Source organism: Streptomyces sp. NPDC023527 (genome assembly GCF_055560115.1).
Genome location: NZ_JBVHJJ010000003.1, coordinates 470,295 through 484,746, shown reverse-complemented (window position 1 = coordinate 484,746; position 14,452 = coordinate 470,295). Strand labels below are relative to the sequence as shown.

Sequence of the window (14,452 nt, the reverse complement as noted above, 5' to 3'; positions counted from 1 at the left end):
AAGAGACGACACAGGACATGGCTAACGCTAACGAGGACAAGCTCCGCGACTATCTCAAGAAGGCGGCGGCCGATCTCCACGACTACCGGCAGCGGCTGCAGTCGGTCGAGGCGAAGGCCCACGAGCCGATCGCGATCGTCGGCATGGCCTGCGCGCTGCCGGGCGGGATCGACGGGCCCGAGAAGTTGTGGCAGCGCCTCGTCGAGGGTGCCGACTGCATCGGCCCCTTCCCGGCCGACCGCGGCTGGGACCTGGAGTCGCTCTACGACCCGGACCGTGAGAACGGCCGCCGTGGCGCCTCGTACGTCCGCGAGGGCGGCTTCGTCGACGACGCCGCCGGCTTCGACCCGGCCTTCTTCGGCATCTCGCCCCGCGAGGCCATGGCGATGGACCCGCAGCAGCGTCTGCTGCTGGAGGCGTCCTGGGAGGCGTTCGAGCGGGCGGGCATCGACCCCACGACGCTGCGCGGCAGCCGCACCGGCGTCTTCGCGGGCGTGATGTACAAGGAGTACGCGAACGACCTGCGCGCCGTACCCGAGGAGATCGACGCGTTCCTCGGCACCGGCACGTCCAACAGCGTCGTCTCCGGCCGCGTCTCGTACGTACTCGGCCTCGAAGGCCCCGCGATGACCATCGACACGGCCTGCTCGTCGTCGCTGGTGGCCCTGCACCTCGCCGTCCAGGCCCTGCGCCAGGGCGAGTGCGAGCTCGCGCTCGCGGGCGGTGTGACCGTCGCCGTCACCCCGGACACGTACCGCGAGTTCAGCCAGCAGGGCGCCCTCGCCGCCGACGCCCGCTGCAAGCCGTTCGCCGAGGCGGCGGACGGCACCTCGCTCAGCGAGGGCGTCGGCGTGCTCCTCGTCGAGCGCCTGTCCGACGCCCAGCGCAACGGCCACCCGGTGCTGGCCGTCGTGCGCGGCTCGGCCGTCAACCAGGACGGCGCGTCGAACGGCCTGACGGCCCCGAACGGGCCGTCCCAGCAGCGCGTCATCCGCCAGGCCCTCGCCAACGCGCGCCTGGAGCCGGCCGACATCGACGCCGTCGAGGCGCACGGCACCGGCACGACTCTGGGCGACCCGATCGAGGCCCAGGCCGTGATCGCCACGTACGGGCAGGAGCGTGCCGCCGACCGCCCGGTCTGGCTGGGCTCGCTGAAGTCCAACCTGGGCCACACCCAGGCGGCGGCCGGTGTCGGCGCCGTCATGAAGATGGTCCTGGCGATGCGCCACGGCGTCCTGCCGAAGACGCTGCACGTCGACGAGCCGTCACAGAAGGTCGACTGGTCGGCGGGCGCCGTCGAGCTGCTCACGGAGGCCCGCGAGTGGCCGGAGGCCGGTCGTCCGCGCCGGGCGGGCATCTCGTCCTTCGGGTTCAGCGGGACGAACGCGCATGTCATCGTCGAGCAGGCACCGTCGGAGGAGACCGTCGAGGCCCCCGCCGAGCGGGAACTTCCGGCTGTGCCGTGGATGGTTTCCGGGAAGACGGCGGAGGCGCTGGACGCGCAGGTCGCCCAGACCGTTGAGGCCGCTGCCGATCTGAACCCGGTGGATGTCGGTTTCACGCTGGCGACGGCGCGTGCGCAGTTCGAGCACCGGGCTGTTGTGGTGGGCGAGCAGGTCGCCAAGGGCCGGGTGCTGGGCGGGAAGGTCGCCGCGCTGTTCACGGGGCAGGGGGCGCAGCGTGCGGGGATGGGGCGCGAGCTGTACGCGGCGTATCCGGTGTTCGCCGAGGCTTTCGACGCTGCGTGTGGGGCGCTGGGCCTGGATGTTGCTGTTCTCGACGATGCCGAGTCGTTGGCTCGTACGGAGAACACGCAGCCTGCCCTCTTTGCTGTTGAGGTGGCGCTGTTCCGTCTCGTCGAGTCGTGGGGTGTGCGTCCGGACTTCGTTGCCGGTCACTCCATTGGTGAGATCGCTGCTGCGCACGTGGCCGGGGTGTTCTCGCTGGCCGATGCGGGGAAGCTGGTCGCCGCTCGGGCGCGCCTGATGCAGGCGCTCCCTGCCGGTGGTGCGATGGTGTCGCTGCGTGCCACCGAGGCCGAGGTTCGTGCTCTGCTCGTCGACGGTGTCGACATTGCCGCGATCAACGGTCCGTCTTCCGTGGTGATCTCGGGCCATGAGGAGGCTGTCGAGCAGGTAGCGGCCCACTTTGAGAAGTCCCGGCGCCTGAACGTCTCGCACGCGTTCCATTCGTCGCGCATGGACGGGATGCTGGCGGACTTCCGTACGGTCGCGGAGTCGCTGACGTACGCCGCTCCGGCGATCCCCGTGGTCTCCAATGTCACGGGCGAACTGGCCACCGACCTCACCTCTCCCGAGTACTGGGTCCGCCACGTCCGCGAGGCTGTCCGTTTCGCCGATGGCATCCAGACCCTCCACGCCGAAGGTGTCCGTACCTTCCTGGAGATCGGCCCCGACGGTGTCCTGTCGGCCATGGCGCAGGAGTGCCTGTCGGACGCTGAAGACGTCACCTTCATCCCGGCCCTCCGCAAGAACCGTTCCGAAGCGGAAACCCTCGTCACCGCCCTCGGCCGCCTTCACATCACCGGCGCCCGAGTCGACTGGCAGGCGTTCTTCTCCGGTACCGGCGCCCGCCTCGCCGACCTCCCCACCTACCCCTTCCAGCACGAGCGCTACTGGCTGGAGGACGGCCCCTCGTACGGTGATGTCGAGGCCGCCGGTCTGGGCTCGGCCGAGCACCCGCTGCTCGGTGCCGTCATCGCCCTGCCCGACTCCGACGGCTTCGTCTTCGCGGGCCGCCTGTCGCTCCGTACGCACCCGTGGCTCGCCGACCACGTCGTGGGCGGGAGCGTGCTGCTGCCGGGTACGGCCTTCGTCGAGCTCGCCATCCGCGCGGGCGACCAGGTCGGCTGCACGACCGTCGAGGAACTGACCCTCGAAGCGCCCCTGATCCTCCCCGAGCAGGGCGCGGTCCAGCTCCGTGTCACGGTCGGTGCCCCCGAGGCGGCGGGCCGGCGTGAGCTGACCATCCACTCGCGGGCCGAGGGCGCCCCGGACGACGCCCTCTGGGAGCGGAACGCCTCGGGCACCCTCACCACCGACGTCCCCGCGCTCGCCGTCGACCTCATCAGCTGGCCCCCGGCGGGCGCCGAGCCCGTCGACACCGACGGCCTCTACGAGGGACTCGCCGCCGCCGGCCTGGAGTACGGGCCGGTGTTCCAGGGCGTGACGGCCGCGTGGAGCAAGGGCGACGACATCTACGCCGAGGTCTCGCTCCCCGAGGGCACGGACGTCGCGTCGTACGGACTCCACCCCGCGCTTCTCGACGCCACGCTGCACACCCTGCCGCTGGCGAGCCACCTGCGCGGCCAGGAGTCGTCGCCCGAACAGGACGGCATCAAGCTGCCGTTCGCGTGGCGCGGGGTGACGCTCCGGGCGACCGGTGCCGGCGCGCTGCGGGTCAAGGTCACGGCGTTGCCGGACGGCGCCGTACTGGAACTGGCCGATGCCGCGGGCATGGCGGTGGCGTCGATCGGCTCGCTCGCGGTACGTACCGTGGGCGCGGACCAGCTGCGCGCGGCCGACCGTGGCATGCGGGACTCGCTGTTCCGCGTGGAGTGGGCGCCGGTGGCCGCCGCTCGCGGCGCCGATGCGCCGTTGGCGGTCCTGGGCTCGGACTTCGCGGACCTCGCGGCGCTGGGCAGCGCCGTGGACGAGGGCGCGCCGCTGCCCGGCGTGATCGTCGTGCCGTGCCGGTCGGGTGCGGTGCGCGATGTGGTGAACGGCGTGCTGGGGCTGGTGCAGGAGTGGCTGGCCGATGAGCGGTTCGCCGAGTCGCGGCTCGTTCTGGTGACGCGGGGCGCGGTGGCCGTCGCGGGCGACACCGACGTCGACCCGGTGCAGGCCGCGGTGTGGGGCCTGGCGCGGTCGGCGCAGTCGGAGAACCCCGACCGCATCGTCCTCGTCGACCTCGAAGACCTCGACTCCGAGGCCCTTGCCGCCGCTGTCGCCGCCGCGGACGCCGGGGACGAGCATCAGATCGCTGTGCGCGGGGGAGCGGCGTTCGCGCCGCGTCTGGCGCGCACGGCGGCGGTCGACGGGACCGCTCCCTCGTGGGACGCCACCGGCACCGTCCTGATCACCGGCGGTACGGGCGCCCTCGGCGCCCTCGTGGCCCGCCACCTCGTCGCCGAGCACGGCGTCCGGCACCTGCTGCTCACCAGCCGCCGCGGCCTCGACGCGCCCGGCGCGGCGGAGCTCCGCGACGAGCTGGAGGCACTGGGCGCCGAGGTGACGGTCGCGGCCTGCGACGTCGCGGACCGCGACGCCCTGGCCGCGCTGCTCGCGTCGCACCCGGTCAGCGCCGTCGTGCACACCGCCGGTGTCCTCGACGACGCGACGATCACCTCCCTCACCCCTTCCCGTATCGACACGGTCTTCGGGCCGAAGGCCGACGCGGCCCTGAACCTGCACGAGCTCACCGCCGGCCTGGACCTGTCCGCCTTCGTGCTGTTCTCCTCGGCGGCCGGTGTCTTCGGCAACGCGGGTCAGGGCAACTACGCGGCAGCGAACGCGTTCCTGGACGCGCTCGCCCAGCAGCGCGTCGCAGCCGGCCTCCCCGCCACGTCCCTCGCCTGGGGCCTGTGGGAGGACACCGCGGGCACCGGCGGCATGGGCGGCGAGCTCGCCACCGCACACGCCTCCCGCATGGGCGGCAGCGGCGTCCTCGCCATCGCGCCCGCGCAGGGCCTCGCCCTCTTCGACGCCGCCGTCGCGTCGGGCGAGCCCGTGCTCGTACCCGCGCCGCTCGACCTCGCCGTCCTGCGGGCGGGCGCGGCGACGGGCCCGCTCCTGCCGCTGCTGCGCGGCCTGGTGCGCGTGCCCGTGCGCCGGACCGTCGACGCCCGCCAGGCGGAGTCCCTGCGCCGGCGCCTGCTCGCCCTTCCCGAGGCCGAGCGCCCCGGGCTGCTGCTGGACCTGGTGCGGGACGAGGTCGCGGGTGTCCTCGGCCACGCCTCCGGCACGGCCATCGAGCCGGACCGGGCGTTCACGGAGCTGGGCTTCGACTCCCTCACGGCGGTCGAGTTCCGCAACCGCCTCAACGCCACCACCGGCCTCCGGCTGCCCGCCACGCTGATCTTCGACTACCCGACGCCCCGCGTGCTGATGGAGTACGTGCGCGACGAGCTCGCCGGTGGCCTGTCGCAGGCCGCCCTGGCGGTACCGGTGCGCGCGCCCCGCGTGGACGACGACCCGATCGCGATCGTCGGCATGGCCTGCCGCTACCCCGGCGGCGTGACCTCGCCCGAGGACCTGTGGGACCTCGTCCTCAACGGCCGCGACGGCGTCTCCGCCTTCCCGACCGACCGAGGCTGGGACCTGGAGAACCTCTACGACCCGACGGGCGAGCGCCCCGGCACCTCGTACACCCGCCAGGGCGGCTTCCTGCACGAAGCCGCGGCGTTCGACCCCGGGTTCTTCGGCATCTCGCCGCGTGAGGCCCTCGCCATGGACCCGCAGCAGCGACTGCTGCTGGAGACCACGTGGGAGGCCGTCGAGCGCGCGGGCATCGACCCGGGCACGCTGCGCGGCAGCCGCACGGGCGTCTTCGCGGGCTCGATGTACCACGACTACGCCTCCGGCATCGGGGCCTCCGTGCCCGAGGGCGTGGACGGCTTCCTGGGTACGGGCACGTCCGGAAGCGTCGTCTCCGGCCGCCTTTCCTACGTCTTCGGGCTCGAAGGCCCGGCCGTCACCGTCGACACCGCGTGCTCGTCGTCGCTGGTGGCCCTGCACCTCGCGGTGCAGGCACTGCGCGCCGGCGAGTGCGAACTGGCTCTGGCCGGTGGCGTGACCGTCATGGCCACCCCGAGCTCGTTCATGGAGTTCTCGCGCCAGCGCGGTCTGGCCACGGACGGGCGCTGCAAGGCGTTCGCGGCCGCCGCCGACGGTACGGGCTGGGCCGAGGGCGTCGGCATGCTGCTCGTCGAGCGGCTGTCGGACGCGCGCCGCAACGGTCACCCCGTGCTGGGCATCGTGCGCGGTTCCGCGATCAACCAGGACGGCGCCAGCAATGGCCTGACCGCGCCCAATGGCCCTTCCCAGCAGCGGGTGATCCGGCAGGCGTTGGCCACGGCTGGTCTGTCGCCCGCGGATGTCGACGCCGTCGAGGCGCACGGTACGGGCACCACGCTGGGTGACCCGATCGAGGCGCAGGCGCTCCTCGCCACTTACGGGCAGGAGCGGGCCGGTGACGAGCCGCTGTGGCTCGGTTCGCTGAAGTCCAACATCGGGCACGCGCAGGCCGCCGCCGGTGTCGGCGGAATCATCAAGATGCTGATGGCGATGCGCCATGGCGTCCTGCCGAGGACCCTCCACGTCGACGAGCCTTCCCCGCACATCGATTGGACGGAAGGCGCGGTCGAGCTCCTCACCGAGGCCCGGGACTGGCCCGAGGCCGGGCGTCCGCGTCGCGCGGGCATCTCGTCCTTCGGGTTCAGCGGGACGAACGCCCACGTGATCGTCGAGCAGGCCCCGGTCGAGCCCGCTGCCGAAGGAGCTGCCGCGCTTCCGCCGGTCGTGCCGTGGCTCGTCTCCGGCAAGACGCCGGAGGCCCTCCAGGCCCAGATCGCCCAGGCGCGGGAAGCCGCAGCCGACCTCAACCCTCTCGACGTCGGCTTCACCCTGGCCACGGCGCGCGCGCAGTTCGAGCACCGGGCTCTCGTGCTGGAGGACCAGACGGTCACCGGCCGGGTGCTCGGCGGGAAGCTCGCCGCGCTCTTCACCGGGCAGGGTGCCCAGCGGGCCGGTATGGGCCGTGAGTTGCACGCCGCGTACCCGGTCTTCGCGGCGGCATTCGACGCCGCCTGCGACGCACTGGGCCTGGACCTGGCCGTCCTCGACGACGCCGATCTGCTCGCCCGTACCGAGAACACCCAGCCCGCCCTCTTCGCCGTCGAGGTGGCGCTCTACCGCCTCGCCGAGTCGTGGGGCGTGCGTCCCGACTACCTCGCCGGCCACTCCATCGGTGAGATCGCCGCCGCGCACGTCGCGGGCGTGTTCTCGCTGGAGGACGCGGCGAAGCTGGTGACGGCCCGCGCCGCGCTCATGCAGGCGTTGCCCACCGGCGGCGCGATGGTGTCGCTGCGGGCCACGGAGACCGAGGTACGAGCCGTCCTCGTCGACGGCGTCGACATCGCCGCCGTCAACGGGCCGTCGTCCGTCGTGATCTCGGGTGACGAGGCTGCGGTCGAGCGGGTCGCCGGGCACTTCGAGAAGTCCCGCCGCCTGAACGTTTCGCACGCCTTCCACTCGCACCGTATGGACGGGATGCTGGCGGACTTCCGTACGGTGGCCGAGTCGCTGTCGTACAGCGTTCCGGGGATCCCGGTCGTCTCCAACGTGACGGGCGAACTGGCCACCGACCTCACCTCTCCTGAGTACTGGGTCCGCCACGTCCGCGAGGCCGTCCGCTTCGCCGACGGCATCCAGACCCTCCACACCGAAGGCGTCCGTACCTTCCTGGAGATCGGCCCCGACGGTGTCCTGTCGGCCATGGCCCAGGAGTGCCTCGCCGACGCCGACGCCGACCCCGAAGACGTCGTCTTCATCCCCGCCCTCCGCAAGGACCGCTCCGAGCCGACCGCCCTCGTCACCGCCCTCGGCCGGCTCCACATCACCGGCGCCCGAGTCGACTGGTCGGCGCTCTTCGCCGGCACCGGCGCCCGCGTCGCCGACCTCCCCACCTACCCCTTCCAGCACGAGACGTTCTGGCTCGGAAGCGCGGCGAGCACCGGTGACGCCGCCGCGATCGGTCAAGGCGCGGCGGATCACCCCCTCCTCGGCGCGGTCGTCGCCCTGCCGGACTCCGACGGGTTCCTCCTCACCGGCCGTGTGTCGCTCCAGAGCCACCCCTGGCTCGCCGACCACGCCGTCATGGGTACGGTCCTGCTCCCCGGCACCGCGTTCGTGGACCTCGCCATCCGCGCCGGTGACGAGGCCGGCTGCACCACCGTCGACGAGCTGACCCTCGAAGCGCCCCTGGTCCTGCCCGCACAAGGCGGCGTCCAGCTGCGCGTGACCGTCGGCGAACCGGACGACGCGGACCGCCGCCCCGTCGCGGTCCACTCCCGCCCCGAGGGCGCGACCGAGGACATGCCCTGGGTGCGCCACGCCTCCGGCCTCCTCACCCCGTCGACCGAGGCCGCTTCCGCCTCCCTCGCCGTCTGGCCGCCGGAGGGCGCGGACCCTGTCGGTGTCGGCGACCTCTACGAAGGGCTCGCCGCCGCCGGACTCGAATACGGCACCGTCTTCCAGGGCGTGACGGCGGGCTGGCGCAAGGGCGATGACGTCTACGCCGAGGTCGCCCTCCCCGAGGGAACCGACGCGGCGACGTTCGGCCTGCACCCGGCGCTCCTCGACGCCACCCTGCACGCCATGGCCTTCGGCGACTTCGTCTCCGGCGACCACGCCGGTCCGCAACTGCCGTTCTCGTGGTCGGGGATCACCCTCCACGCCAACGGCGCCACCGCCCTCCGCGCCCACCTGACCCGTACGCGCGACGGCAACGGCGTCACCCTGCACCTCACCGACACCACCGGCGCGCCGGTGGCCACGGTCGAGTCGCTCGTCCTGCGGGCCGTCTCCGCCGACCAGCTCGCCATGGGGACCGCTCGTAACGACTCCCTCTTCCGCCTGGAGTGGAACGCCCTCGCGACGGACGGAACGGAGGCGGCGGACCTCGCCGACCTGGCCGAGCTGCTGACCACGTCGGCGGCCGCGCCCGAGTTCGTCCTGGCCCCGACCCCGGCCGCTTACGGTCAGGGGGTCGCCCGCGCGGCCCACACCGCCGCCCACTGGGCGCTCGGTCTCGTGCAGCAGTGGCTGTCCGAGGACCGGTTCGCCGACTCGCGGCTCGTGCTGCTGACGCGGGGCGGCGTGTCCGTCGAGGCGTCCGAGCCGGTCGGTGACCTGGCGCAGGCGGCCGTGTGGGGCCTGGTGAAGTCCGCGCAGTCGGAGAACCCCGGCCGCTTCGTGCTCGTCGACACCGACGGCTCCGAGGAGTCGCGGGACGTGCTCGCGCGTGCCCTCGCCACCGGTGAGCACCAGCTGGCGCTGCGCGCCGGCGAGGCGTTCGTGCCCCGGCTGGCCCGCGCGTCCGCCGACGAGGTGCTGCCGCTGCCCGCCGACACCTCCGACTCCTGGCGGCTCGACATCACCGAGAAGGGCACCCTCGACGGCCTCGGCTTCGTGCCCGCCGCGCCCAACCTGGCGCCGCTGGAGCCGGGCCAGGTCCGCATCTCGGTGCGGGCGAGCGGCCTGAACTTCCGTGACGTGCTCAATGTCCTGGACATGTACCCGGGTGACGCCGGTGAGCTCGGCATGGAAGGCGCCGGCGTCGTCGTCGAGACCGGGCCGGGCGTCACGGACCTGGCCCCCGGCGACCGCGTGATGGGCCTCCTGTCGGCTTCTTTCGGCCCGTACAGCGTCTCCGACCGGCGGCTCGTCGTGCGGATGCCGGACAGCTGGACGTTCGCCGAGGCGGCCGCCGCGCCCGTCGTCTATCTGACGGCCTACTACGCGCTCGTGGACCTGGCCGGTCTGCGCGGCGGCGAGTCGATCCTCATCCACGCGGCCGCCGGCGGCGTGGGCACGGCCGCCGTGCAGCTCGCCCGCCACCTGGGCGCCGAGGTGTACGGCACGGCGAGTCCGCGCAAGTGGGCGACGCTGCGGTCCTTCGGCCTGGACGACGCGCACCTCGCCTCGTCCCGTGACCTGGAGTTCCACGACACGTTCATGGCCGCCACCGGCGGCCGCGGCATGGACGTGGTGCTGGACTGCCTGGCCGGGGAGTTCGTCGACGCGTCCCTGCGGATGCTGCCGCGCGGCGGCCGGTTCGTGGAGATGGGCAAGACGGACATCCGCGACGCCGCCGAGGTCGCCGCCGCCCACGCGGGCGTCGCCTACCAGGCGTTCGACATGATGGAGGCGGGCCCGGACCGCATCCAGGAGATGCTCGTCGAGCTGGTGGCCCTGGTCGACGCGGGCGTCCTCAAGGCCCTGCCGGTCACCACGTGGGACGTGCGCCGGGCACCGGAGGCGTTCCGGTACCTGGCCCAGGCCCGCAACGTCGGCAAGGTCGTCCTGACCGTGCCGCGCCCCTGGGACACCGACGGCACCGTGCTGATCACCGGCGGTACGGGTGCGCTGGGCGCGCTCTTCGCCCGCCACCTGGTCACCGAGCACGGCGTGCGCCGCCTGCTGCTCACCAGCCGCAGGGGCATCGCCGCCCCGGGCGCGGCGGAGCTCCGCGACGAGCTGGAGGCGCTGGGCGCCGACGTGACCGTCGCGGCCTGCGACGCCGCCGACCGCGACGCCCTGGCCGCGCTCCTCGCCGCGCACCCGGTCACGGCGGTCATCCACACCGCCGGTGTCCTCGACGACGCGACGATCTCCTCCCTCACCCCCGAGCAGATCGACAAGGTCTTCGGCGCCAAGGTCGACGCCGCGGTCAACCTCCACGAGCTGACCGCCGGCCTGGACCTCTCCGCGTTCGTCCTCTTCTCCTCCGTCGCCGGCGTCTTCGGCAACCCCGGCCAGGCCAACTACGCCTCCGCCAACGCCTTCCTCGACGCCCTGGCCCAGCGCCGCCGTACGGCCGGCCTGCCCGGCCTGTCACTGGCGTGGGGGCTCTGGGCCGACGCGAGCGGCATGGGCGGCGAGCTGTCGGCCGTCGACCTGGAGCGCATGAACCGGTCCGGGATGCCGCCGCTGTCCACCGAGGACGGCCTCGCCCTCTTCGACGCGGCCCCGGCCCTCGGCCAGGGCACCCTCGTGCCCGTACAGCTGGACCTGCCCGTCCTCGCGGGCAGTGCGGGCGAGCAGCTCCCGCCGCTGCTCAGCGGCCTGGTACGGACCCGTACGCGGCGCACCGCCGCACGGTCCTCGGCGGCGGCCGAGGGCCTGCGGCAGCGGCTCGCGGGCCTCGGGGAGGCCGAGCGGGAGAGCACCATCCTCGACCTGATCCGGACCAGCGTCGCGGCCGTGCTCGGCCACACCGGCCCGGAGGCGGTCGACGCCGAGCGGTCGTTCAAGGAGAGCGGCTTCGACTCCCTGACCGCCGTCGAACTCCGCAACCGCCTCAACGCCACCACCGGCCTCCGCCTCCCCGTCACACTGGTCTTCGACTACCCGACGCCCCGCGTGCTCATGGAGTACGTACGCGACGAGCTGGCCGGCGGCCTCGCGCAGGCCGCCGCGGCCGCCGCACCGCGCAAGGCGCTGGACGACGACCCGATCGCGATCGTCGGCATGGGCTGCCGCTTCCCCGGCGGCGCCACCTCGCCCGCCGGGCTGTGGGACCTCGTGGCGTCCGGCGGCGACGCGATGACCACCTTCCCGACCGACCGCGACTGGAACCCCGAGCGGCTCTACGACCCGACGGGCGAGCGCCCGGGCACCTCGTACACCCGCGACGGCGGATTCCTGCACGAGGCGACCGAGTTCGACGCCGGCTTCTTCGGCATCTCGCCGCGCGAGGCCGTCGCGATGGACCCGCAGCAGCGCCTGCTGCTGGAGACCTCCTGGGAGACCATCGAGGGCGCGGGCATCGACCCGACCACCCTGCGCGGCAGCCGCACCGGCGTCTATGCGGGCGCCATCCACTTCGACTACGCCTCGCGGCTCGGCGGCCACGTGCCCGACGACGTCGGCGGCTTCCTCGGCACCGGCACCTCCGGCGGTGTCATGTCCGGGCGCGTCTCGTACGCGCTCGGGCTGGAGGGACCGGCCGTCACCGTCGACACGGCGTGTTCGTCGTCGCTGGTAGCCCTGCACATGGCCGTCCAGGCGCTGCGCCAGGGCGAGTGCGACCTCGCGCTCGCCGGTGGTGTGACGGTGATGTCCACCCCCAACGCCTTCGTCGACTTCTCCCGCCAGGGCGGGCTCGCCAAGGACGGGCGCTGCAAGGCGTTCGCCACGGCGGCCGACGGCACGGGCTGGGGCGAGGGCATCGGCATGGTGCTGGTGGAGCGGCTGTCGGACGCGCGCCGCAACGGCCACCAGGTCCTGGGCATCGTCCGGGGCACGGCGATCAACCAGGACGGCGCCAGCAATGGTCTGACGGCGCCGAACGGTCCGTCGCAGCAGCGGGTGATCCGGCAGGCGTTGGCCACGGCCGGTCTGTCGCCGGCCGATGTCGACGCGGTCGAGGCGCACGGTACGGGTACGACGCTGGGTGACCCGATCGAGGCGCAGGCGCTGCTGGCCACGTACGGGCAGGAGCGGGCCGGTGACGAGCCGCTGTGGCTCGGCTCGCTGAAGTCCAACATCGGGCACACGCAGGCCGCCGCCGGTGTCGGTGGCGTGATCAAGATGGTCATGGCGATGCGGCACGGCGTCCTGCCGAAGACCCTGCACGTCGACGAGCCGTCGAAGCACGTCGACTGGGCGGACGGCGCGATCGAGCTGCTGACCGAGGCCCGCGACTGGCCGGAGACCGGCCGCCCGCGCCGCGCGGGCATCTCGTCCTTCGGCTTCAGCGGGACGAACGCCCACGTCATCGTCGAGCAGGCACCGGCGGCCACCGAGCCCGCCGAGCGCGCTGCCGACCGGGAGCTGCCCGTCGTACCGCTGCTGATGAGCGCGAAGACCGAGAAGGCCCTGGCCGCACAGGTCGCCCGGACCCGCGAGGCCGCCACCGGCCTGGACCTGCTCGACGTCGGCTACACGCTCGCGACGGCACGTGCGCAGTTCGACCACCGGGCCGTCGTCGTCGGCACGGAGTCGGCGACCGGCAAGGCGGTCGGCGGCAAGCTGGCCGCGCTGTTCACGGGCCAGGGGGCGCAGCGGGCCGGGATGGGCCGCGAGCTGTACGCGGCGTTCCCGGTCTTCGCCGAGACCTTCGACGCGGCGTGCGCCGCGCTGGGCCTGGACGCGGCGGTCCTGGACGATGCCGAGCTGCTCGGTCGTACGGAGCACACCCAGCCTGCCCTCTTCGCTGTCGAGGTTGCGCTGTACCGCCTCGCGGAGTCGTGGGGTGTGCGTCCGGACTTCGTCGCCGGTCACTCCATCGGCGAGATCGCGGCGGCGCATGTGGCCGGGGTGTTCTCGCTGGAGGACGCGGGGAAGCTCGTCGCGGCGCGGGGTCGCCTGATGCAGGCGCTGCCGGCCGGTGGCGCGATGGTGTCGCTGCGTGCCACCGAGGCCGAGGTGCGAGCCGTGCTCGTCGACGGTGTCGACATCGCGGCGATCAACGGCCCGACGTCCGTGGTGATCTCGGGTGACGAGGCCGCGGTGGAGAAGGTGGCGGCGCGCTTCGAGAAGGCCCACCGCCTGAACGTCTCGCACGCCTTCCACTCGCACCGCATGGACGGCATGCTGGCCGACTTCCGGGCCGTGGCCGAGTCGCTGACGTACGAGCTGCCGGCCATCCCGCTCGTCTCCAACGTCACCGGCCACCTCGCCACCGCGCAGGAACTCCGCTCGCCGGAGTACTGGGTGCGGCACGTGCGGGACACGGTGCGGTTCGGTGACGGTGTTCGTACGCTGCACGATCAGGGCGTGCGGATGTTCCTGGAGATCGGGCCGGACGCGGTGCTGTCCGCGATGGCGCAGGAGTGCCTGCCCGGAGCCCGGAACCTCGCCTTCGTCCCCGCTCAGCGCCGGGACCGCGCGGAGGCGCAGGCCGTCGTCACGGCGCTGGGCCGACTGCATGTCGCGGGGGCCCGCGTCGACTGGTCGGCGTTCTTCGCCGGCACCGGCGCCCGCCGCGTGGAGCTGCCGACGTACCCCTTCCAGCGCAAGCACTACTGGCTGGAGGGCGCGCCGGACGCCTTCGGCGGCGGCGAGGCCGAGGGCGGTGCCTCACTCGGCACGCTCGACGCGGACTTCTGGTCCGCGGTGGAACGGCAGGACCTGACCGCACTCGCGGCACTGCTGCCGACCCTGGCGTCCTGGCGCGAGCGCAACGCCGAGGGCACGGAGGCGGAGGCGGCAGCGGTGGAGACTCCGGCGCCCGTGGCGCCCGTGGTCGAGAAGCTGCCCGCGCCGCGAAGGTCGTCCGGGGGCTCCGCACCGGCGGCCCCCGCCGCCCCGGCGGCGCCCTACGGAGTGTCCGCGCCTGCCACCCCCGCGGCGCCCGCGGCCCCCGCCGGTGACGGGCGTCCCTTCTACGAGCGCATGGCCGGCCTCCCGGATCAGGAGCAGCTCGACATCCTCTGCGAGCTCCTCATCCAGGAGACGGCCGGAGTGCTCGGCCTCGACGACCTGGACGAGATCGACGAGGACGCGGACCTGCTGAACATGGGCTTCACGTCCCTGACAGCGGTCGAACTCCGCAACAGGCTGGAACGCATCACCGGCCTGGAACTCCCGGCGACCCTGGTCTACGACCACCGCACCATCTACGACGTCTGCGAGTTCCTGCTGGAGGAACTGGCGGAGATGGCGGAGGAGATGGGTCTGTAAAGGGGACGCAGGCCCGTCCGGGGCAC

Annotated in this window: 1 protein-coding gene; it reads left to right on the top strand. The window is 73.4% G+C overall.

The window, feature by feature from the left end:
• Positions 1-17: 17 nt before the first annotated feature.
• Positions 18-14,426 (top strand): SDR family NAD(P)-dependent oxidoreductase, encoded by a 14,409-nt coding sequence (locus ACZ303_RS09065; protein ID WP_467336634.1) that lies wholly within the window; start codon positions 18-20, stop codon positions 14,424-14,426.
• Positions 14,427-14,452 lie beyond the last annotated feature (26 nt).